This is a genomic window from Porphyrobacter sp. LM 6, from assembly GCF_001720465.1.
Lineage (GTDB): Bacteria > Pseudomonadota > Alphaproteobacteria > Sphingomonadales > Sphingomonadaceae > Erythrobacter.
This window is the reverse complement of sequence record NZ_CP017113.1, coordinates 2521608-2543007: the sequence shown is the minus strand read 5'-3', so window position 1 is coordinate 2543007 and position 21400 is coordinate 2521608. Positions and strand designations below refer to the sequence as shown.

Genomic DNA, 21400 nt, shown 5'->3' with positions numbered 1-21400 from the left:
TGAAGGCTAGAGCAAGCATAGCTATGACAGAACCGCATCCCGCCGCACCGAAACTCCGCCTCGGCACCCGCAATTCTCCCCTGGCAATGGCACAGGCGGTTGAAACCCGCGCAAGGCTGTGCGCCGCGCATGGCTGGACCGAGGACGCCATCGAACTCGTCCCCGTGCTGGCGAGCGGCGACAAGGTGCTGGACCGCCCCTTGTCCGAAATCGGCGGCAAGGCGCTGTGGACCAAGGAACTCGATCAATGGCTCGGCGAAGGCCGGATCGATCTTGCGGTGCATTCCGCCAAGGATGTCGAGACGATCCGCCCCGATGCCTTCCATTTCGCGGCCTTCCTGCCGCGCGCCGACCGCCGCGATTGTCTGGTGGGCGCGGCCAGTATCGCCGCGATCCCGCATGGGGCGGTCGTCGGCACCAGCGCGCCGCGCCGCGCCTCGCAGCTCTTGAACCTGCGGCCCGATTGCACCGTGGTGACCTTCCGCGGCAATGTCGCCACGCGGCTCGCCAAATTGCAGGCGGGCGAGGCGGATGTGACCTTCCTTGCTGCAGCGGGCCTCGAACGGCTGGGGCAGAGCGAGGTTGGCGCGCCGCTCGGCTCGGACGAATGGATTCCGGCCGCCGCGCAAGGCGTGATCGCAATCGAATGCCGCGCCGATGATGCGGAAACCACCGCACTGCTGGCCGCGATCGACCACGCGCCGACCCGCGCCGAACTCGAAGCGGAACGCGCGCTGCTCGCCCAGCTGGGCGGCACCTGCCACTCGCCGGTCGCGGTGCTGTGCGAGACCGAAGGCGATATGCTGGCGATGCGCGCGGCGCTGTTCAGCCCAGACGGGGCCGAGCGGATCGAGGGCACCGCGCGTCTTGCGCCGGGCGATCATGCGCCGGTCGTCGCGCTTGCCGCCGATTTGCTGGCCCGTGCGACGCCTGGCATCGCGCCGCATTTCAGGGCTGCGGGCTGAGGATGCATTGCCTCGCGCTCAGGCCCGAACCGGGCCTTGCCGCGACGCTCGAGAAGGCCCGCGCGATGGGCCTTGCGATCACCGGCCACGCGCTGTCCGAAATCCGCGCCGTGGCATGGGATTGCCCCGATCCCGCCGGATTTAACGCGCTGCTGATCGGCAGCGCCAATGCCTTCGAGCATGGCGGGCCGCATTTGGCGGCGCTTAAGGGCAAGCCGGTCTATGCCGTGGGCGAAGCGACCGCCGCCGCCGCGCGCGCTGCCGGGTTCACCGTCGCCATGACCGGAAGCGGGGGCTTGCAGGGCGTGCTCGATGCGGTCCCCGCGCCCTGCCACCTGCTGCGGATTGCGGGCGAGGAGCACGTGCCGCTCACCGCGCCTGCCGGGGTCAGCTTTGCCGAAGTGATCGCCTATCGCAGCGTGGCTCTGCCGCTCGATCCCGTAGCCGGATTGCTGGGGGCAGGCGGCGTGCTGGTGCTGCTCCATTCGGCCGCCACCGCGCGCCACTTTGCCGCCGAGTGCGAACGGCTGGGGCTTGACCGTTCTGCCATCAGCCTCGCGGCGCTTGGGCCGCGCATTGCTGATGCGGCGGCGGCTGGCTGGGGCGCTGTCCACACCGCGCCGCGCCCCGATGAAGCGGCGCTGCTGGAAATGGCATTTGACTTGTGCAACAACCAAGGCTCCACTCCTGCCTGACCACCCGGCAAGCCGTAAGACCGGCACCGGGCGGCGATAACCACAGGGTCGCAAGAAGCGGATCAGCATGGCATCACAACCGGGTGCATCACAGTATGGCGGTTCTTCGAGCCGGGGGCTGATCGCGGCAGCGGTGTTCGCCTTCGTGCTGGGCGGCGCCCTGGTGGGATGGGCGGTGTGGTACAGCCTGAAGCCCGCTGACAGCGATACCTCGCGTACCGGCGTCGTTGCAGCGCCTTCGGATGCGGCCAGTCCGGCGCTCGCTGGCGGCCCGACCCCGCTGGCGCAGGCCGCCGCCGTGAAGAGCACCGCACAGGCAGTCGAGCGCGTGGCCGAACAGCAAGGCGGTCTCGACCAGCGCCTTGCCGCAGCCGAACAGCGCCTCACCCAGCTCGATCTTCAGGCGCAGGCGGCGGCGGGCAATGCCGCGCGTGCCGAAAGCCTGCTGATCGCCTTCGCCACCCGCCGCGCGGTCGAACGCGGGGCGGAGCTTGGCTATCTCTCCGACCAGTTGCGCCTGCGCTTTGGCGACCAGTGGCCCAATGCGGTGAGCACCATCATCGAATTTTCGCGCAGCCCCGTGCGGCTGGATGAACTGGTGGCGCGGCTCGAGGGGCTGGGGCCGAAGCTGGGCGAGACCAGCGAGGGGCCTTCATGGGGTGCCTTCAAGCGCGAATTGTCGCAGCTCTTCGTGGTGCGCCGCGAAACCACTCCCTCGCCGCAGCCGCAGCGCCGGCTCGAACGCGCGCGCTGGGCGCTCGAGCAGGGGCGCTACAAGGCGGCGATCGACGAGGTCCGCGGGATGCCCGGCGCGAGCAAGGCCGAAGGCTGGATCAAGGACGCCGAGCGCTATCGCAAGGCGATGGAGGCGCTCGAAGTGATCGAAACCGCCGCCGTGCTCGACCAGCGCGGCCTGCGCGACGGGGCGGGCAATCCGGTGCGGCAGCTGAGCAGCCCGCTGGTTATGCCCTGATCAGGGGCGCTTGTCCTTTTCGACGAAGGACAGCGTAAGCCGTGCGGCAAGGCCCAGCAGCAGATCGAAGGCCAGCAGACTGCCGAAGAAAATCTGAATCTGAAGGGCGAGATCCCAGCTAGGGTTGATGATCAGGGCGATAGGCGTGAGAGCCGCCAGAGCATAGGCCAGTGAGCGCCAAGTCCGTCGCGCGAACAGAATCGCATCGTGCTGCCACGTCATCAGGTCGTTGACCTCGTCCTGTTTCGGCAGCGGCCACATCGGTGCGGCTCCGTCAGGCCTTCAGCAATTCCGGCAGATCGCCCGACACGCCCCGCGCTTCATCCATGAAGAAGCTCTTGAGCATTGGCGTGCGCTGCACCGCCGCCATGCCGAGGCGGCGCACCGCGCTGGCGGTCTTGCCGGGGACGCCGAACAGGCGGGTGAGGCCATCGGTTGCGAGCGCAACCATGAAGCTGTCGAGCCCGCGCCAGGTCTCGTAGCGCTTGAGCACTTCGGGATCGCCCGGATCAAGCCCGAGCCGCGCACCTTCCGCCAGCACTTCGACCAGCGCGCCCACGTCACGCAGGCCGAGGTTCAGCCCCTGTCCCGCAATCGGGTGGATGCCGTGGGCGCTATCGCCGATCAGCGCGAGGCGCTCCGAAGTGATCTTGGCGGTGTGGTGGAAGCCCAGCGGGTAGCTCGACCGGTGGCCCACACTCAGAACCTTGCCCAGCACGCCGCCCATGCGCTTTTCGACCTCGGCAAGGAAGGCACGGTTGCCCAGTTTGGTGACGCCTGCCGCATCGGCCTCCGACACGGTCCACACCAGCGAGGAGCGGTGGGTGCCGTCGGCATCGTCGTTCAAGGGCAGCAGCGCGAACGGCCCGGCGGGGTAGAAGATTTCCCATGCCACATTGCCGTGCGGCTTTTCGTGCGTCAGCCCGGCAATGATCGCGCGGTGCTTGTAATCCCACTTGGCGATGGTGATCCCGGCGGCATCGCGGGTGGGCGACTGGCGGCCCTCGGCGGCGACCATGAGGCGGCCCTTGAACTTGCGCCCGTCCGCCAGCACCGCAGCAACGCCATATTCGCTGCGCTGGCGTTCGACGACAGTGGCGAGCGAGGTCCATTCGATCAGCGGCTCCTTCGCGGCCGCTTCGAACAGCGCGAGGCGCAGACGGCGATTGGGGAACATCCGTCCGAGCGTGCCGTCGCCCTCGCCGGGGACGAAATCGAGGCGGCCGGGCTTGTTCTGATCGGTCACCGCGATGCTGGCGATGTCGCATGCGAACTGCTCAAGGCCCTCGGCGATGCCGATATTCTCGAACAGGTGCCAGCTCGCGGTCGAGATCGCGGTGGCGCGGTCGTCGAAGCCTTCGGCGGTGAGTTCAGCCGGATCGGCGCGGTCAATCACGTGGGACGACAGCCCCTTCTTCGCCGCCGCGAGCGCCAGCGTCATGCCCACCAGGCCGCCGCCCAGGATCACAAGGTCGCGCGTTTCGTTTGCAGGCTGTGTCACCGTATCGGCTCCGATTGCGAAGTAATGCCGTCCAGCCTAGAGGGTAGCCCGTGTTCCGCGCAAGAAACTTCACCGCCACGATCCGTCAATTGCTTGCATGGGGCCTTGCGCTCCTCGCAAGTGCGCTGCTCGCCGCGCCCGCGATGGCGACCAAGGTCGCCTGGCCGACCGAGGCCCGTTTTGGCAACGAGAACATCGCGGTCGAACTCTTCGCCGAGGGCGCGCCGCAGCCCCGCAAGGAATGGCTGCTTGCGCTGCGCTTCACCCCCAAGGCGCGCGAATGGCACGGCTATTGGTCGAACCCCGGCGATGCGGGGCAGGGGATGCGCCTGATGCTTGATCTGCCCGATCGCTGGATGATCGGGGAAGCGCGCTATCAGGTGCCCGAACGGCTGATCATCAGCGGGCTGATGAACCATGTCTACCAAGGCCCCTATACCGTGCTGGTGCCGATTTCCGTTCCGGCGGGTGCGGATGTTGCCGCGCTGGCGCGGGTGACGGGCTATGTCGAATATCTCGCCTGCACCGATCAGATTTGCGTGCCGCAGGATGCGGTGCTGGCCTCGCGCCCCGGCGGCGATTTCGCGCGCTGGCGGGCCGAGGCGGTGCCCGAGCTTTCCGCGCCCGCGTTCTTCGATGTGGGGCGCAAGACCCTGCGCCTTGCCATCCCGCTGCCTGCGGGCGTGGACCTGTCCGATCCGCACGTCTTTATCGGCAACGAAAAACTGGTCGATTATGCCGCGCCGCAGGAGTTCCGTCGGCGGGGCGATATGCTCACGGTGACTATTCCGCTGTCCGAATACCGCGCCGATGATCCGAGCGCGGTGACCGGCATCCTTGCCTTTGGCGATGGGGTCGGGGTGGCGTTCGGTGCCAGTCCCGGAGATGTGCCGTCCGGCGGCGAGATCGTCGCTGGCGCAAAAGCGGCCGCCGTGCCGCCGCTCTGGACGCTGATCCTCGGCGCGCTGGCGGGCGGCTTGCTGCTCAACATCATGCCCTGCGTCTTCCCGATCCTCAGCCTCAAGGCGCTGAGTCTTGCCCGTGCGGGCGAGAGCGAGGCCAAGGCCCGCGCCGAAGGCCTTGCTTACACCGCCGGGGTGGTGATCGCCTGCGTGGCGCTGGGCGCGCTGCTGCTGGCCCTGCGCGCAGCGGGCGAACAGGTCGGTTGGGCGTTCCAGTTACAGGAGCCGGGCGTGGTGGTTGCGCTGCTGGTACTCGCCGCAGCGATCACGGCCAACTTTGCCGGCGTGTTCGAGCTTCCGGCGATATCGGTCAGCATGGGGGGCGAGCGCACCGGGGCTTTTGCGACCGGGCTTCTTGCCGCTTTCGTGGCGACGCCCTGCACCGGGCCGTTCATGGCCGCAGCTTTGGGCGCGGCGCTGCTGCTGCCGGTGCCGCAGGCGCTGCTGCTGTTCGCGCTGTTGGGGCTGGGGCTGGCGCTGCCGTTCCTGCTGCTCGGTTTCGTGCCGCCGCTCCGCCGGATGCTCCCCAAGCCCGGCGCGTGGATGGAGCGGTTCCGGCGGATCATGGCGATCCCGATGGCGCTGACGGCGCTGGCGCTGGTGTGGCTGACGGTGCAGCTTGGCGGCCGCCCGTTCGGCCTGATCGCGTTGGTGCTGGTCTTCGGCGTGCTGATGGCGCTATTCGTGGTCGGCCGGTTGCAGCGCGCGGGCAAGATGGCGTGGCCCGCCTTCGGCCTTGTCGCAGCACCCTTCCTCGTGTTCGCGCTGTTCGCGCTCCCAAATGCCTTCGAGGCCAAGGGCAACGAGGCGGAGGAGAGCCTGCTCGCCGCCCAGCCGTTCAGCCGTGACGCGCTGGCCGCAGCGCGCGCTTCGGGCAAGCCGGTGTTCGTCTATTTTACCGCCGACTGGTGTGTGACCTGCAAGGTCAATGAAGCCGCCGCGATCGAGCGCGAAAGCACCCGCGCCGCGTTCGAGCAGGCAGGTGTGGTGACGCTGGTGGGCGACTGGACGGTGCGCGACGAGGCGATCACCGCCTTCCTCACCGAACAGGGTGCGGCGGGCGTGCCGCTCTATCTGTGGTATACTCCGGGAGCCTCCGCGCCCGAGCAATTGCCGCAGGTGCTTACGCCTGATCTGCTGGCGGCGAAGGCTTCCGGCAGCTCTCGACAAGCTGACCCGGCAGCGGGCTCGGATTGAGCTTGACCAGCCCCGCGCCGGGCACGGTCACGGTAACTTCGCGCAGGCCGACCAGTGCGTTCCAGCCCTGAATGTCCGCCGGCGCTTCGCCCTGCCACAGGCGTTGCCCGCCGATCTGCCGTGCATCGACCGGGATACGCCCGATATAGCGATTGCCGATCACCGCCAGCAGCGCGCCTGCACCCTGATCGGCGGGGGCATGACGGGTGATCCTGAGGCGCGCTTCGGGTGTTCCGGGCGCGAGGCATTCGAGCGAAACCAGCACCGGCTTTCCGGCAATGCCGTAGACCAGCCTGCCGGTCTTGGCGTTGGCAGACCACACCGCGCCTTCGGTATCGGGCGAGGGTAGCGGCTCTGACGGCCCGCGCTTCAGCGGCAGGTTGGCAGCAAAGGCGACAGCCGCATCGGATGGTGGGGGCTCGCACCCGGACAGCGCCAGCGCCGTGCCGGCCATAATCCCGAAAGCGAAGCCCGCCCGCTGCATCAGCGCGCCTTGATGAACGCGCGGATATCCGCCGAAAGCTTCACCCGGTCTTCGTCGCGGACATACATCATGTGGCCCGCGTCGTAGTATTTCCAGGTGATCCGCTCCTGCGGGATGCCGGTGCGCTTCAGCGAATATTCCGCGCCGAAGAAGGGCGTGGCGAAATCGTAATAGCCTTGCGCGTTGAACAGCCGCAGCTGGCTGTTCTGGCGCATCGCCTGACCGATCAGCGGGGCGATGTTGAGATAGGCCTGCCGACCCCAGCCACTGCCCAGCGTCCAGTCCCACTGTCCGCCGACATTGCCGATCGACTGGTATTGCCGGTCGGTCTGGTACCCCAGCGTCTCGCGCGCCCACTGGTTGATTGCTGCGGTGTAGCCCGCATCGATCCCGTAGAAGCTCGGATCATTGTCGGGCGTTTCGCCGGCGTTGTCGAAATCCTTGCCGGTGTAACGCGCATCGAGCCGCCCGATGGTCAGGCCCCGGTCGCGCAGCAGCTCCTTGTAGAAGCGCTGGTCGGTTACGCGCAGGTTGGCCTGCTCGAGATATTCTTCCGACAGGCCGGTGAGGCGCGCAAGCTCCTTGCGGACGGCGGCGCGTTCCTCGGCGGGAAGATCCTGCCCCTTGAGCAAGGCCGAGGCGAACGGGCCGATGGCGAAACGGCGCGCTTCCTCGACGATTGCCTCGACGGACGGTGCCTGCACCTTGCCGTGATAATAAGCCGCCGCCGCCATGTTCGGCAGGGTGACGACATAGGCGAGTTCATTGCCCGGCGTCGGCTCGCGCCCAGCAAAGTCGAGGATCGTCGAAATCAGGATCAGCCCGTTGAGGCCGACATCGTTGTAGGTCGAGCCTTCCAGCTCATCGACCACCATCGCGGTGCGGCTGGTGCCATAGCTTTCGCCACCGAGATATTTGGGGCTGCCCCAGCGGCCATTGTCGTTGATCCAGCGGCGGATCACCTGCGCAACCGCGCGGCCATCCTGCCTGAGGCCGTAATACTTCTTCGGATCGGTGCCCTGCGTCAGATAGCTGAACCCGGTGCCGGGCGGATCGATGAACACGAGATCGGCCACATCGAGCAGGCTGTCGGGGTTATCGAGCAGCGGATAGGGCGGCGCGCCATCGTCGCGCGCGTCCGACGGGATCGCCACGCGCTTCGGCCCGAAGGCCCCCATCTGCAGCCACACCGAACCCGAACCGGGGCCGCCATTGTAGATGAAGAACACCGGCCGCGTCGGATCGGCGGGGGTCTTCACATAGGAGGTGGTGACAATCACCGCCTCGGCCTTGCCAGCGTCGTCGGTCAGGATCGTGTCGGCGATGGTCGCCTTGTAGGTGATGCGCTGACCGCCGAAGGTGCCGACGAGATCGCGGCTGCGCACCTGTCGCTCGGGCGCGGGCGCAGCAGGCTTGGCCGCCTCGCTCTTGGCCGCGTCCTGCGCGATCGTGGGAACCGAAAGGGCGAAGGTGCTGGCAGCGGCCAGCAGGCCAAGGAATCGGGCGTTCATGGGGCAAGGGAAGTGACAGGGTTGCAGGCCACGTTCAAGAGGCGCGCCTACGGCTTCCCACCCATCTTCTTGTAGCGCGTCTTGCCGAAGCGGGTCTTGCCCGTGCCTGGCTTGCCTTCGTTGCTGCGTCCGACAATCGGCGCGCGCTTCTCTCCATCGGGGATACCCAGTTCGTCGGCTTCCAACCGCCGGATTTCGTCGCGCAACCGGCCGGCTTCCTCGAATTCGAGGTTTGCCGCCGCATCGCGCATCCGCTTTTCGAGATCTTCGATATAGCTTCTGAGGTTGTGCCCGACGAGGTTGTTGCGCTCGTCATCGCCGGTGTCGATCACCACGCTATCCTGCGAGGCGGTATGCGCGACGATGTCGTGGATGTTGCGCTTGATGGTCTGCGGCGTGATCCCGTGTTCCTCGTTGAACGCCTGCTGCTTGGCGCGGCGGCGATCGGTTTCGGCCAGCGCGCGCTCCATGCTTCCCGTAATGCGATCGGCATAGAGGATCACGCGGCCATCGACGTTGCGCGCGGCTCGGCCGATGGTCTGGATCAGCGAGGTTTCCGAACGCAGGAAGCCCTCCTTGTCGGCATCCAGGATGCACACCAGCCCGCATTCGGGGATGTCGAGGCCTTCGCGCAGCAGGTTGATGCCGACCAGCACGTCATAGACCCCGAGCCGCAGGTCGCGGATCAGCTCGATGCGTTCGAGCGTTTCCACATCCGAGTGCATGTAGCGCACCCGCACACCGGCCTCGTGCATGAATTCGGTGAGGTCCTCCGCCATGCGCTTGGTCAGAGTGGTCACCAGCGTGCGGTAGCCCTTGGCGGCGGTTGCCTTGCACTCGGTGATGCAGTCCTGCACCTGATCCTCTACGGGTCTGATTTCGACCGGGGGGTCGATCAGGCCGGTGGGGCGGATGACCTGTTCGGCAAAGACCCCGCCGGTCTGCTCCATTTCCCACCCGCCGGGGGTGGCCGAAACTGCGAAGGTCTGCGGGCGCATCGCGTCCCATTCGTTGAAGCGTAAGGGGCGGTTATCGATGCAGCTTGGCAGGCGGAAGCCGTATTCGGCCAGCGTCAGCTTGCGGCGGTGGTCCCCGCGCGCCATCGCGCCGATCTGCGGCACGGTCTGGTGGCTTTCGTCGACGAACAGCAGGGCATTTTCGGGCAGGTATTCGAACAAGGTCGGCGGCGGTTCACCCGGCAGGCGCCCGGTGAGGAAGCGCGAGTAGTTCTCGATGCCCGCGCAGGAGCCCGTCGCCGCGATCATCTCGAGATCGAAATTGGTGCGCTGTTCCAATCGCTGGCGCTCGAGCAGCTTGCCTTCCGCCTCCAGCTCCTTGAGCCGTTCTTCCAGCTCGAACTTGATGGCGGCCATCGCCTGCTTCATCGTCGGGCCGGGCGTCACGTAGTGCGAATTGGCGTAGACCCGCACCTTCTCGAGGCTCGCGCCTTTGGTGCCGGTGAGCGGATCGAATTCGGAGATCGCTTCGATCTCGTCACCGAAGAAGCTCACCCGCCAGGCCATGTCCTCGTAGTGCGAGGGGAAGATTTCGAGGCTGTCCCCGCGCACGCGAAAGCAGCCGCGGGTGAAGGCGGCATCGTTGCGCTTGTATTGCAGCGCAACGAGCTTGCGGATCAGCTCGCGCTGGTCGACGCTTTCGCCCGCCTTGATGTCGAAGATCATCGCCGAATAGGTTTCGACCGAGCCGATCCCGTAGAGGCACGAGACCGAGGCGACGATGATCACGTCGTCACGTTCGAGCAGCGAGCGGGTGGCCGAGTGGCGCATCCGGTCGATCGCCTCGTTCACGCTCGACTCTTTCTCGATGTAGGTGTCGGAGCGCGGGACGTAGGCTTCGGGCTGGTAGTAGTCGTAATAGGAGACGAAATATTCGACCGCATTGTCGGGGAAGAAGCTCTTGAACTCCCCGTAAAGCTGTGCGGCGAGGATCTTGTTGGGGGCAAGGATCAGGGCGGGGCGCTGCAAGGTCTCGATCACCTTGGCCATGGTGAAGGTCTTGCCCGATCCGGTGACGCCGAGCAGCACCTGCGTCTGCTCGCCCGCCAGCGCGCTTTGCGTCAGCTCTGCAATCGCGGTCGGCTGGTCGCCCGCCGGTTCATAGTCCGACACCAGCTTGAACGGGATGCCGCCCATCGACTTGTCGGGGCGGGCGGGGCGGTGAGGGATGAAGTCCGCGCCCGTTTCGGGTTCGTCCAGTCCGCGGCGGATCACGAGTTCGGCCATGCGCGCTGTATGGGGAACAAAGCGGGGACATGCAAGGCGGGGTCGGTCGCTTCCGCAAAGGTTTCAGGGAACATTCATGCGCGCTGTGGCTTGGAGAACTTATGGCACCGCTTCGCATCGTTCCTGAACGTCCCCGCTTCCCCGCTCCGCAGGTTGCTGCGGCTGTGGTGGCGCGTGCGGCCGTGGCGCGGCAGGCCTACGAGGCGAGCGAACTTGCGCGCCGCATCGCCTTGGCGCGCGAAGTGATCCCCGAGGAGCATGAAGCGGGCAAACCCCGTTTTGCGCGGCTGCTGGGAGAGGCGGATATCTTTCTCGAGCCGCTGCGCCGCCCGCGCCGCAAGCTCGTGATCGCCGCGAGCGACAATCCGCAGACAGTTATGATCCTGCCCGGCTTCGGCACCCGCCCGGGCCGGATGCGCTATCTTGCGCGCCAGCTCGAAGCCGCCGGCCACGTCGCCAAGCGGTGGGGGCAGGGCCGCAACTGGGGGCCGAAGCCCGATACCTTCGATCAGGTCGAGGCGCGGATGCTCGATCTGCACGCGCGCCACGGGCGCAAGGTGGTGCTGATCGGCTGGAGCCTCGGCGGCATCTATGCGCGCGAGCTGGCCAAGCGGCAGCCCCACGCAGTAGCCAAGGTCATCACGATGGGTTCGCCCTTCTCCGGCTCCCCGCGCGCCAACAATGTCTGGCGGGCCTATCAGTTCATCACCGGCCATTCGGTCGATGCCCCGCCGATCGAAGCCGATCTTGCCGCCAAGCCGCCGGTCGAAACGGTGGCCTTGTGGAGCGCCAATGATGGCGCCATCGCCCCGCGCTGCGCTGCCGGACGCCCCGGTGAACGCGACCGCGCGATCGCGCTGCGCTGCACGCACATGGGCTTCACCTATGATCCCCAGGTGATCGCCACGCTGCTGGCCGAGCTCGACAGCGTCGCCTGATCACTCTCCTGATTGGCGGCCTGCAAGCAACCGCTTTCCTTTTGCAAAAGCGCGGTTAGATTGCTGCATTGCACCTAAAGCTAGGCGCGGGGGTCAATGCAGGGCAGCGGCAGCAATTTTGATGAAATGTTCGACGAAGGAGGCCGGACCCGGCCTGCCTATGCCGAATATTGCCGCTGGTACGATCAGCAGCCGGGCGACTTCCTGCGCCGCAAGAACCGCGAGGCGGATGACGCCTTCCGTCGCACCGGCATCACCTTCAACGTCTATGGCGAGGACGAGGCGGAAGAACGCCTGATCCCGTTCGACATGGTGCCGCGCATCATTACCGCGGCCGAATGGCGCAAGCTGTCGCGCGGGATCGAACAACGGGTGCGCGCGCTCAATTCCTTCCTCTACGACCTCTATCACCGGCAGGAAATCGTGCGCGCGGGCCGACTGCCCGAACGCCTACTGCGCGGGAACGAGGCGTGGCTGGCGAACATGGTCGGCTTCACCCCGCCGGGCGGGATCTATACCCACATTGTCGGGATCGACCTGGTTCGCACGGGGCCGGACGAATTCTTCGTGCTGGAAGACAATGCGCGCACCCCTTCGGGCGTGTCTTACATGCTCGAAAACCGCGAGACGATGATGGGGATGTTCCCCGATCTGTTCAGCCGGATCGGGGTGGAGAGCGTCTCCAATTACCCGCGCAGGCTCGCCCGCAGTCTGGCAGCCTGCGTTCCGCCCGCTTTTGCCGGGGGCAAGCCGACCGTCGCGGTGCTGACGCCGGGCATCTTCAATTCGGCCTATTTCGAACACGCCTTCCTTGCCGACCAGATGGGGGCGGAACTGGTCGAAGGCAGCGATCTGCGCGTGGTCGATGGCCGGGTGCAGATGCGCACCACGCGCGGCTATCAGCCGATCGACGTGCTCTATCGCAGGGTCGATGACGAATTCCTCGATCCGCTGTCCTTCAACCCCGATTCCGTGCTTGGCGTGCCGGGGATCATGGATGTCTACCGCTCTGGCGGGATCACCATCGCCAATGCGCCCGGCACCGGGGTGGCAGACGACAAGGCGATCTATTCGTTCATGCCCGAGATCGTCGAGTTCTACACCGGCGAGCGGCCGCTGCTGCCCAATGTCCAGACCTGGCGCTGCGCCGACAAGGACAGCCTTGCCTATGTGCTCGACAACCTTGCCGAGCTGGTGGTCAAGGAAGTGCACGGATCGGGCGGCTACGGGATGCTGATCGGGCCGACATCATCAAGGCGCGAGATTGCCGACTTCCGCGAGAAGCTGATCGCCAAGCCGGATAACTACATCGCCCAGCCCACGCTCGCGCTGTCGACCTGCCCGATCTACACCGCCAAGGGCCTCGCGCCGCGGCACGTCGATTTGCGGCCCTTCGTGCTGGTTTCGCCAGAGGGCATCGACATCACGCCGGGCGGCCTCACGCGGGTGGCGCTCAAGAAGGGATCGCTGGTGGTCAACTCCTCTCAAGGAGGCGGCACCAAGGATACCTGGGTGCTGAAGGACTGACATGCTGGGCAGAACCGCCAACGGACTGTTCTGGATGTTCCGCTACCTCGAGCGGGCCGAGAACACGGCGCGCCTGCTCGAAGCGGCGCTGCGCATGGCGCTGACCCGCGATCTGGTGACCGCCGAGGCCGAGTGGCGCTCGGTCATTGCCACGCTCGGCCTGCAACAGCCGTTCGAGGCCGCCCACGATGCCTATGACGGGGTTTCGGTGTGGAACTTCGTGCTGCGCGGGCCGTCCAATCCCGGCAATGTCCGCACCATGTTCGGCGCGGTGCGCAGCAATGCCCGCATGGCCCGCATCAACATCTCCTCCGACGTGTGGGAGGCGGCGAACGAGAACTGGATGCGGATCGACAAGCTGCTGGCGCGGCCGGTGGGGCAGGGCGCGGTGGGCGAGGTGCTGGCCGCGATCCGGCGCGCGGGCACACAGGTGCACGGCGCCTTCGACGGATCGATCCTGCGCGACGAAGGCTACCACTTCGCGCGCGCGGGCACCTACATCGAACGCGCGGATTCGACCGCGCGCATTCTCGACATGAAGTATTTCCTGCTGTTGCCCTCGCTCTCCTATGTCGGATCGAGCCTCGATACCGGACAGTGGGAACAGGTGCTGCGCTCTGTCGCGGGTGCGCGGGCCTATAGCTGGCTCAATGCCGGTCGGATCGAGGCGCGCGGGATCGTCGAATTCCTCGTGCTCGACGACCGCTTCCCGCGCAGCCTCGCGTTCTGCCGCTCGGCGCTGCGCAGCGATCTGGCGGCGCTGGCGCGGATGCACGGGACCGAGGGGCGCGCCAATGCGCTGATGCGCGAGGCCGACAGCCAGATCGGTCACCTGACCGTCGATCAGATCTTCGAGGCGGGGCTGCACGAGTTTCTGGTCGATTTCCTCGCCCGCAACGGGGCGCTCGCGCAGGCGATTGCCGAGGATTACCGGTTCCACGCATGAGCAGGCTCAAACTCTCGATCCGGCACACCACCCACTATGCCTTTGCCGAGCCGGTGGTGCACGCGCTCCAGCGGCTACGGCTGACGCCCAAGGCCACCCAGGGCCAGCGCATCATCGACTGGGAGATGACCTTCGATAACGCCCATGCCGAACTGGAATATGACGACCAGCACTTCAATCACGTGACCTTGATCGGGATCACCCCCGGCGCGCGCGAGGTGATGGTGACCTGTCGCGGCACGGTGGAGACCGAGGACAATGCCGGGGTGATCGGCCGCCATTCGGGGCATCTGCCCTTGTGGAGCTTCCTGCGCCAGACGCCGCTGACCCGTCCGGGCGCGCGGCTGCGGGCGTTGCTGCGCGAGCTGCCGGCGGTATCGCCCGATGCGCCGCTCGATTTCCTCCACGCGCTCTCGGGCCTGATCCGTGAACGGATCGTCTACGAAACCGGGCGCACCCACGCGGCGACCACTGCCGAGGAGGCCGTGGTGCACGGCTATGGCGTGTGTCAGGACCATGCGCATATCTTCATCAGTGCCGCCCGTGCGAGCGGGATCGCGGCGCGCTATGTCAGCGGCTATCTGATGATGGACGACCGGATCGAGCAGGAAGCGACCCACGCCTGGGCCGAGGCCCATGTCCCCGAACTCGGCTGGGTCGGGTTCGATATCTCCAACGGCATCAGCCCCGATCCGCGCTATGTGCGGGTGGCGACGGGGAGCGACTATCGCGATGCCGCGCCGATCACCGGGATCAGCGTTGGCGCTTCCGCAGAGGTGCTGACCGTGGGTGTCGCCGTGGAGGCGCATCCGGCAGCCCAGCAGCAGGACCAGTCGACCCAGTAAACCCGCTTTGCGCCGCGCCGCGCTTCAGGCTAGGGCGCTCCCCCACACGCTCCGCACGGCGGAAAAGAGGATGATGGCATGACCTATTGCGTTGGCATGGTGCTCGACAAGGGGCTGGTGCTGATGAGCGACACCCGCACCAATTCGGGCGTCGACAACATCTCGACCTTCCGCAAGCTGTTTCAATGGAGCGTGCCGGGCGAACGGATGATCGCGGTGATGACGGCGGGCAACCTTGCGACCACGCAGGCCGTCATCAGCCAGCTGGAGGAACGCACCAAGGCGCCCGGCGAGCGCGAGAACACCCTGCTCAAGGGGCCGACCATGTTCCAGGTCGCGACCGAAATCGGCCGCCTGCTGCGCACCACGATCGAGGAGGCGCAGCGCGTCAACGGCGATGACGGCAAGGGGCGCTTCACCGCCACCATGATCGTCGCCGGCCAGATCAAGGGCATGCAGCCGCGCCTGTTCATGATCTATCCCGAAGGCAACTTCATCGAGGCAAGCTGGGACACCCCGTTCTTCCAGATCGGCGAGACCAAGTACGGCCGCCCGATCCTGATCCGCGGCTATGACCGGCAGATGAGCTTCGAGGATGCGGTCAAGCTGATGATGGTCAGCTTCGATTCCACGCTGAAGGCCAACCTGTCGGTCGGCTTGCCGCTTGATCTGCTGGTAATCGGCAAGGATGAGTTTGCCGCGACCCACGCCCACCGCGTTACTGCCGACGATCCCTATTTCGACACGATTTCATCGGGATGGGGCGATGCGCTCAAAGCGGCATTCCATTCGCTGCCGCCCTATCGCTTTGCCGAAAACCCCTAGGGTCGGCGTTAATCAAACTCCGTTCTGGAGTTAAATAAATTATATCTATCAATATGTTGGGTGGTAATTCCGGGGGCAATACCTCCGGATTGGCGGCGCTCCTGCGTGAAACCCCGAGGGGAGTGTCGCAGATGTCGTGACATGACACGAAAAGCCTCTCTCCACTTCATCGATTCGTGCAGCCGCCAGCGTGCCGAACTGGCCCGGGTAGGCTTCGCGCTTGGCCATCATTGCGAAGTTTACGGCGATCTGTCGGAACTCGGGGTTCACCCCCGCGCGAAGGTATCATCATCGCCCGCGACACGCCGGAACAGGGCGGGGTCGATCTGATCCTTGAACGTCTCGGTCGGCTGGGGGTATGGCTGCCGCTGATCGCAGTGGATGTGCAGCCGCGTCCGAACCGGATTGTCGAGGCGATCAAGGCCGGGGCGCTCGACTATCTCGCGCTCCCGCTCGATCCCGAACGCTTCACCCGCTCGCTGGCGCGGATCGCTCATGAAGCCGAACAGTTCGGCATGGCCCGCCGCCGCATGATCGAAGCGCGTGATCGCATCGCGACGCTCTCGGTGCGCGAACGTGAGGTGCTCGACTGGCTGGCCGAAGGCAGCAGCAACAAGGCCATCGCCCGCGAATTGGACATCAGCCCGCGCACGGTCGAAATCCACCGCGCCAACATGATGACCAAGCTCGGCGCGCGTCACGCGGCCGAAGCGGTGCGGCTCAAGCTTGAAGCGAAGCTCGAAGCATCGATGGAAACGCGCCTGAGAGCATAAGTCCGGGCGTCTGCGCTCTGCGGAGCAATCCTATCGGCAGAAGCTTCCGCTTCCCCCTTCGAGGTGAAGGTGATCTTCGTGTGCGGCGTTGTAAGCCGGGCCGAGCACGGTGCCGAACCGCTTGCAGGCGCTGGTGTGCACCACCCGCAGAAATTCGCGCGTTGCCGCGTCGCCGCCCTGCCAGTCGCGCTTGACCACGATCCGGCGGCCATCGGCGAGGACAAAGCCCGATACGTCGATCGCCGCGGCGCGGGCATGGGCCGAACGGCGTTCGGTGCCCGCGACATTGCGGCAGGAATAGGAACCCATCGTTTCGATCCGCGCCACCGGACTGCCGAGGATCTGGCGCGCGGCCCGATCGACCCCGAAGCGCGCCCAGTCATTGAACACCTTGGCGGTGCCGCATTGCACCGGCCCGATATTGCTCACGGCAAGTGCCGTGCGGTCGCTCGCCAGTGCGGTCAGCTGCACCGTGCCGAGCCGGTTGCACCCCGGTGCGGTGTAAGCGTCCGGCAGCGGGGTGAAGCGCGCTCCGCCCGCGCCGAGATCGGCCAGGCAACTCGCATCCTCGGGGCGCTGGGCATAGCTTTGCGGGGCGGAACCAATACGGGTGGCAGGCGCGTCTGCACCGCGCGCGCTCTGGCTGCCGGATCCCGGCACCAGCGAACCGCACGCCGTGAGCGCCGTAGCAGCGACAACCAGCAGGCCGGCACGAAGGGAGTTCCTCGCCATCATGGCCCGGATTATCCGGTGAAAATGGTTAACAACGCGGAAACAAAACCCGCTAGTGCGCGCGTCTGGTCGCAGACGAGCAACGCCAAGCGGCGGGTCAGGGCAATTCGTCGGCGACCTGTTCCCACAGCTCGATCTTGACCCCGTCGGGATCAAGCAACCAGGCGAACTTGCCATAGCCTTCGTCCGCCTCGCCGAGGATGGTGATACCCTTGGCGCGCAGCATCGCCACGAACCCGTCGCAGTGATCGACCCTGAGGTTGATCATGAACCCGCCCGCGCCGGGCTGGATATAGGCATCATCGGCAAAGTGGCTGATCAGTGAATAGGGGTGGCTGCGCGGTTCATCCGACCATGCCAGCTGCGGGCCATATTCCCCGTCGATGCCCAGCACATCGCGATACCATGCGCGGGTCGCTTCCGGATCCCTGACCACGTAGAACACGCCCCCGAGGCCGGTGACACGCGGTTGCGATGTGCTGTTCATGGCGGTGCCCTCCCGATGAGCGATCATGCGCCCTGACTTCACCTTCGCCAAGCAGGAAATCGGATCAGCGGCGCGTAAGCGCGCTCACCACCACGATGGCGAACATCGCGGCGATGAAGCCCGGCACGATCTCGTAGAGGCCGGGGCCGCCGAGGAAGGCCTTGTTCAAGCCGAGCGCGATCCATCCGGCAACCACGCCCGCGCCGGTCACAAGTCCCGCCACCGCGCCCGCGCCGGTCATGCCCTTCCACGTCAGCGCCAGCAGGATCAGCGGGCCGAACGCCGCGCCGAAGCCCGCCCAGGCATTGGCGACAAGGCCGAGAACCTGACTGTCGGGATCGGCGGCGATCACCATCGCCGCAGCCGCGACCAGCGCGACCGACACCCGCCCGATATTCACCGCCTCACGCTCGGTCGCATTGCGGCGCAGGAACAGGCGGTAGAAATCTTCGGTCAGTGATGAGGACGACACCAGCAGCTGCGAGGCGATTGTGCTCATGATCGCCGCCAGCAGCGCAGCATAGAGGAAGCCCGTCACCGCCGGGTGGAACAGCAGCTGAGCGAGCAGGATGAAGATCGTCTCGGGATCCTCGACCACGATCCCGTTCGCCTCGGCATAGGCGCGGCCCGCAAGGCCCACGGCCACCGCGCCGGTGAGCGAGATCACCATCCAGCTCATCCCGATAATCCCGGCACGCGGGACATTCTCGACCCGGTCGATCGCCATGAAGCGCACGATGATGTGCGGCTGGCCGAAATAGCCGAGGCCCCAGGTCACGGCGCTGATCACGCCGATGAAGGTCGCCCCTTGCGTCAGGCTGAGGAAGCCTTCCTGCGGCACGGCGGACATGGTGGCACCGCCATCCGTGCCGAACAGGATCACAAGCGGCATCACCACCAGTGCGATCATCATGATCATGCCCTGCACGAAGTCGGTGAGGCTGACCGCGAGGAACCCGCCGATCGTGGTGTAGACCAGCACGATCCCCGCCGTGATCCAAATGCCGAGCATGTAATCGCTGAGGCCCGTCTGCGGCAGCGCGCCGCCAAAGGCGGTTTCGAACAGCTTGCCCCCGCCGACCATGCCGCTTGCGGTATAGACCGTGAAGAAGGCGACGATGATCACCGCCGAGGTGACCCGCAGCGCCGTTCCGCTTTCAGGGAAGCGGTTGGCGAGGAATTGCGGGATGGTCAGCGCATTGCCCAGCCGCTCGGTCTGTTCGCGCAGCCGCGGGGCGACGATGATCCAGTTGAGCGCCGCACCCACCGTAAGGCCGATGGCGATCCACGCCTCCACCAGCCCGCCAACATAGAGCGCACCCGGCAGGCCCAGCAGCAGCCAGCCCGACATATCCGAGGCCCCGGCGCTGAGAGCGGTCACCGCCGGCCCGAGATCGCGTCCGCCGAGCAGGTAGCCCTCTGAATCTGCCCGGGTCTTGGCCCAGGCATAAATCCCGATGGCAATCATCAGCGCGAAATAAGCGGCCAGCGCCGCGAGCGTATAGGCGTTCATGGGGCGGGTGGGTAACAAGCGCGAGAGACCTTGGCCACCTCGCGCCGGCCGTTATCCCGAACCCGCGATCAATCGTCCTTCTTGCGCCGCGCCTTCTTGCGTTCGTGCGGGCACAGGATCGCCTTGCGCAGGCGGATCGACTGGGGGGTCACCTCGACCATTTCATCATCGTCGATATAGGCGATGGCTTGTTCAAGGCTCATGCGGCGCGGCGGGGTGAGGCGGATCGCGTCGTCCTTGCCGCTCGAGCGGATGTTGGTGAGCTGTTTGGCCTTGAGCGGGTTCACTTCCAGATCATCCGGCTTGGCGTTCTCGCCGATCACCATGCCTTCATAGACCTTCATCTGCGGGCCGATGAACAGGGTGCCGCGCTCTTCGAGCGAATTGAGCGCATAGGCCACCGCCTCGCCGTCGCCGTTGGAGATCAGCACGCCGTTGATGCGGCCTTCGATCGGGCCCTTGTAGACGTCATACTTCTCGAACAGCCGGTTCATGATGCCCGTGCCGCGCGTGTCGGACAGGAATTCGCCGTGGTAGCCGATCAGGCCGCGCGATGGGGCCGAGAAGGTGATGCGGGTCTTGCCCACGCCCGAGGGGCGCATTTCGGTTAGGTCGGCCTTGCGGCGCTGCATCTTCTCGACAACCGTGCCCGAGTGTTCATCGTCCACATCGATGACGACGGTTTCGTAGGGCTCCATGCGCTTGCCGCCTTCTTCGCGGAACAGCACGCGCGGACGCGAGATGCCGAGTTCGAAACCTTCGCGGCGCATCGTTTCGATCAGCACGCCGAGCTGAAGTTCGCCGCGGCCGGCGACTTCGAAGCTGTCCTTGTCCTCGCTCTCGGTGACGCGGATCGCGACGTTGGTTTCCGCTTCGCGCAGCAGGCGGTCGCGGATCATGCGGCTGGTGACCTTGCTGCCTTCGCGCCCGGCGAGCGGGCTGTCGTTGACCGAGAAGCGCATCGCCAGCGTCGGCGGGTCGATCGGCTGGGCGGCGATGGGATCGGACACGGAAGGATCGCAGATGGTATTGGCGACGGTTGCCTTTTCGAGGCCCGCAATCGCGATGATGTCGCCCGCGCGGGCGACTTCGACCGGCACGCGCTCAAGCCCGTCGAAGCTCATCAGCTTGGTGGCGCGGCCGACTTCGATCACCTTGCCGTCCATGTCGATGGCGTGGATCGGATCATTGACCTTGATCGTGCCCGAATGAACGCGGCCGGTCAGCACGCGGCCCATGAAGTTGTCGCGGTCAAGCAGCGTGGCAAGGAAGCTGAACTTGGCGTCCGCGTCGAGGCCCGGGGCCGGCACGTGGGCGATGATCTTCTCGAACAGCGGAGCAAGGCTGCCGCTACGCGCTTCCTGATCATCGCTGGCGTAGCCATCGCGACCCGAGGCGTAGAGCACCGGGAAATCGAGCTGTTCGTCATTGGCATCGAGGCTGACGAACAGGTCGAACACCTCGTCGAGCACTTCCTGCGGGCGGCCGTCGGGGCGGTCGATCTTGTTGACGACCACGATCGGACGTAGGCCTAGCGCGAGTGCCTTGCCGGTCACGAACTTGGTCTGCGGCATCGCCCCTTCGGCACTGTCGACCAGCAGGATCACGCCATCGACCATGCTGAGGATGCGCTCCACTTCGGCGCCGAAGTCGGCGTGGCCGGGGGTGTCGACGATGTTGATGCGGGTGGTGTTGCCGTCAGCGCCTTCCCATTCGACGCTGGTGCACTTGGCGAGAATGGTGATCCCGCGTTCCTTTTCGAGATCGCCCGAATCCATCGCGCGCTCTTCGACGCGCTGGTTGTCGCGGAACGTGCCCGACTGGCGGAACAGCTGGTCGACCAGCGTGGTCTTGCCGTGGTCAACGTGGGCAATGATCGCGATATTTCTGAGGGCGGACGACATGCGGGAAACTTCCGGTGAAGAGCCGGACAGGGGGTGTCCGGGGAGAGAGTGAGCGGCGCGCGCGCGCGCGGCACGCTGCCTTATGTGGTGTTTGTGGCGGGTTCGCGGCAGGCGGCGACGCTACGGCATGGGCCACAGGCGCGCTGCGTGCTGCGTTGCAACATCGCGGCGGCGCCTAGCAGGGGTGCGTGCGCGGGGCAAGCGTTGGGGTGAGGCACGCCATTCTCCGGCCCCGCGAGACTGTGACTCTTCGGCAACATAAGCCCGAATTGCCACGGAAAACTGCGCCGCTTGTGCTTGTCGCTGGTGTTGCGCTGGCGTATCACTGTGAGCAACGACCACGGGAGAGAGCGCATCCGGAGGATGCGTGTCCGCAACG

At 66.1% G+C, this 21400-nt stretch carries 19 protein-coding genes; 10 read left to right on the top strand and 9 right to left on the bottom strand.

The features are described 5' to 3' along the window. Positions 1 to 23 precede the first annotated feature (23 nt). The 3 genes from hemC to BG023_RS12245 all read left to right on the top strand — a co-directional run bounded on the left by hemC (position 24) and on the right by BG023_RS12245 (position 2633). Positions 24 to 965, top strand: a complete 942-nt coding sequence (hemC, locus tag BG023_RS12255; protein WP_083234684.1) for a hydroxymethylbilane synthase — start codon at positions 24 to 26, stop codon at positions 963 to 965. Positions 966 to 967: 2 nt separating this feature from the next. Further along, the gene (locus tag BG023_RS12250; protein ID WP_069310703.1) at positions 968 to 1660 is read left to right on the top strand and encodes a uroporphyrinogen-III synthase; all 693 of its coding nucleotides are present in this window, start codon (positions 968 to 970) and stop codon (positions 1658 to 1660) included. 67 nt (positions 1661 to 1727) lie between these two features. Further along, on the top strand, positions 1728 to 2633 hold the full coding sequence (locus BG023_RS12245; RefSeq protein WP_069310702.1) for a hypothetical protein: 906 nt from the start codon (positions 1728 to 1730) through the stop codon (positions 2631 to 2633). On the opposite strand, the gene BG023_RS12240 is transcribed toward BG023_RS12245, so the two are convergent. Together BG023_RS12240 and BG023_RS12235 are read right to left on the bottom strand one after the other, a co-directional pair. Beyond that, the gene (locus BG023_RS12240; protein WP_069310701.1) at positions 2634 to 2894 is read right to left on the bottom strand and encodes a hypothetical protein; all 261 of its coding nucleotides are present in this window, start codon (positions 2892 to 2894) and stop codon (positions 2634 to 2636) included. A 13-nt stretch (positions 2895 to 2907) separates the two neighbouring features. Further along, complete coding sequence (locus BG023_RS12235; protein WP_083234683.1) at positions 2908 to 4134, bottom strand: UbiH/UbiF/VisC/COQ6 family ubiquinone biosynthesis hydroxylase; 1227 nt, start codon at positions 4132 to 4134, stop codon at positions 2908 to 2910. 50 nt (positions 4135 to 4184) lie between these two features. On the opposite strand from BG023_RS12235, the gene BG023_RS12230 reads away from it, so the two are divergent. Further along, the gene (locus tag BG023_RS12230; protein ID WP_069310699.1) at positions 4185 to 6293 is read left to right on the top strand and encodes a protein-disulfide reductase DsbD family protein; all 2109 of its coding nucleotides are present in this window, start codon (positions 4185 to 4187) and stop codon (positions 6291 to 6293) included. On the opposite strand, the gene BG023_RS12225 is transcribed toward BG023_RS12230, so the two are convergent. From BG023_RS12225 to uvrB, 3 genes are read right to left on the bottom strand one after another with little or no spacing between them, the layout of a single operon-like run. Continuing rightward, a complete protein-coding gene (locus tag BG023_RS12225; RefSeq protein WP_069310698.1) occupies positions 6220 to 6777 on the bottom strand; it encodes a hypothetical protein in 558 nt (185 codons plus the stop codon). The two genes, BG023_RS12230 and BG023_RS12225, sit on opposite strands and share 74 nt — an antisense overlap. Further along, a complete protein-coding gene (locus BG023_RS12220) occupies positions 6777 to 8288 on the bottom strand; it encodes a S10 family peptidase (RefSeq protein WP_069310697.1) in 1512 nt (503 codons plus the stop codon). Before BG023_RS12220 ends, BG023_RS12225 begins: the two co-directional genes overlap by 1 nt. Before the next feature lie 47 nt (positions 8289 to 8335). Continuing rightward, complete coding sequence (gene uvrB, locus BG023_RS12215) at positions 8336 to 10531, bottom strand: excinuclease ABC subunit UvrB (RefSeq protein WP_069310696.1); 2196 nt, start codon at positions 10529 to 10531, stop codon at positions 8336 to 8338. A gap of 101 nt (positions 10532 to 10632) precedes the next feature. Between uvrB and BG023_RS12210 the strand changes: the two genes are divergently transcribed. The 6 genes from BG023_RS12210 to BG023_RS12185 all read left to right on the top strand — a co-directional run bounded on the left by BG023_RS12210 (position 10633) and on the right by BG023_RS12185 (position 16385). After that, the gene (locus tag BG023_RS12210) at positions 10633 to 11469 is read left to right on the top strand and encodes an esterase/lipase family protein (RefSeq protein WP_190315767.1); all 837 of its coding nucleotides are present in this window, start codon (positions 10633 to 10635) and stop codon (positions 11467 to 11469) included. A gap of 96 nt (positions 11470 to 11565) precedes the next feature. Next, complete coding sequence (locus BG023_RS12205; RefSeq protein ID WP_069310695.1) at positions 11566 to 12996, top strand: circularly permuted type 2 ATP-grasp protein; 1431 nt, start codon at positions 11566 to 11568, stop codon at positions 12994 to 12996. 1 nt (position 12997) lies between these two features. Further along, entirely contained in the window at positions 12998 to 13942 is a 945-nt protein-coding gene (locus tag BG023_RS12200; protein ID WP_069310694.1) for an alpha-E domain-containing protein, read from the top strand. Then, positions 13939 to 14787 (top strand): transglutaminase family protein, encoded by an 849-nt coding sequence (locus tag BG023_RS12195; protein WP_069310693.1) that lies wholly within the window; start codon positions 13939 to 13941, stop codon positions 14785 to 14787. Before BG023_RS12200 ends, BG023_RS12195 begins: the two co-directional genes overlap by 4 nt. Positions 14788 to 14865: 78 nt before the next feature. Continuing rightward, positions 14866 to 15612: a proteasome-type protease gene (locus BG023_RS12190; RefSeq protein WP_069310692.1), complete on the top strand. Its 747-nt coding sequence runs from the start codon at positions 14866 to 14868 to the stop codon at positions 15610 to 15612. Between the two features lie 230 nt (positions 15613 to 15842). Further along, on the top strand, positions 15843 to 16385 hold the full coding sequence (locus BG023_RS12185; protein ID WP_233993001.1) for a response regulator transcription factor: 543 nt from the start codon (positions 15843 to 15845) through the stop codon (positions 16383 to 16385). Positions 16386 to 16415: 30 nt separating this feature from the next. Here the strand turns inward: BG023_RS12185 and BG023_RS12180 are convergent, their stop codons facing one another. The 4 genes from BG023_RS12180 to typA form a co-directional block, all read right to left on the bottom strand. Further along, positions 16416 to 17120, bottom strand: a complete 705-nt coding sequence (locus BG023_RS12180; RefSeq protein WP_442956769.1) for an extensin-like domain-containing protein — start codon at positions 17118 to 17120, stop codon at positions 16416 to 16418. A 94-nt stretch (positions 17121 to 17214) separates the two neighbouring features. Further along, positions 17215 to 17604: a VOC family protein gene (locus BG023_RS12175; protein ID WP_069311306.1), complete on the bottom strand. Its 390-nt coding sequence runs from the start codon at positions 17602 to 17604 to the stop codon at positions 17215 to 17217. Positions 17605 to 17668: 64 nt separating this feature from the next. After that, positions 17669 to 19117 (bottom strand): sodium/proline symporter PutP, encoded by a 1449-nt coding sequence (gene putP / locus BG023_RS12170; RefSeq protein WP_069310691.1) that lies wholly within the window; start codon positions 19115 to 19117, stop codon positions 17669 to 17671. Between the two features lie 68 nt (positions 19118 to 19185). Next, positions 19186 to 21021 carry a translational GTPase TypA gene (gene typA / locus BG023_RS12165; protein ID WP_069310690.1) on the bottom strand — a complete coding sequence of 612 codons (1836 nt, stop codon included), beginning with the start codon at positions 21019 to 21021 and terminating at the stop codon, positions 19186 to 19188. Between the last annotated feature and the right edge of the window lie 379 nt (positions 21022 to 21400).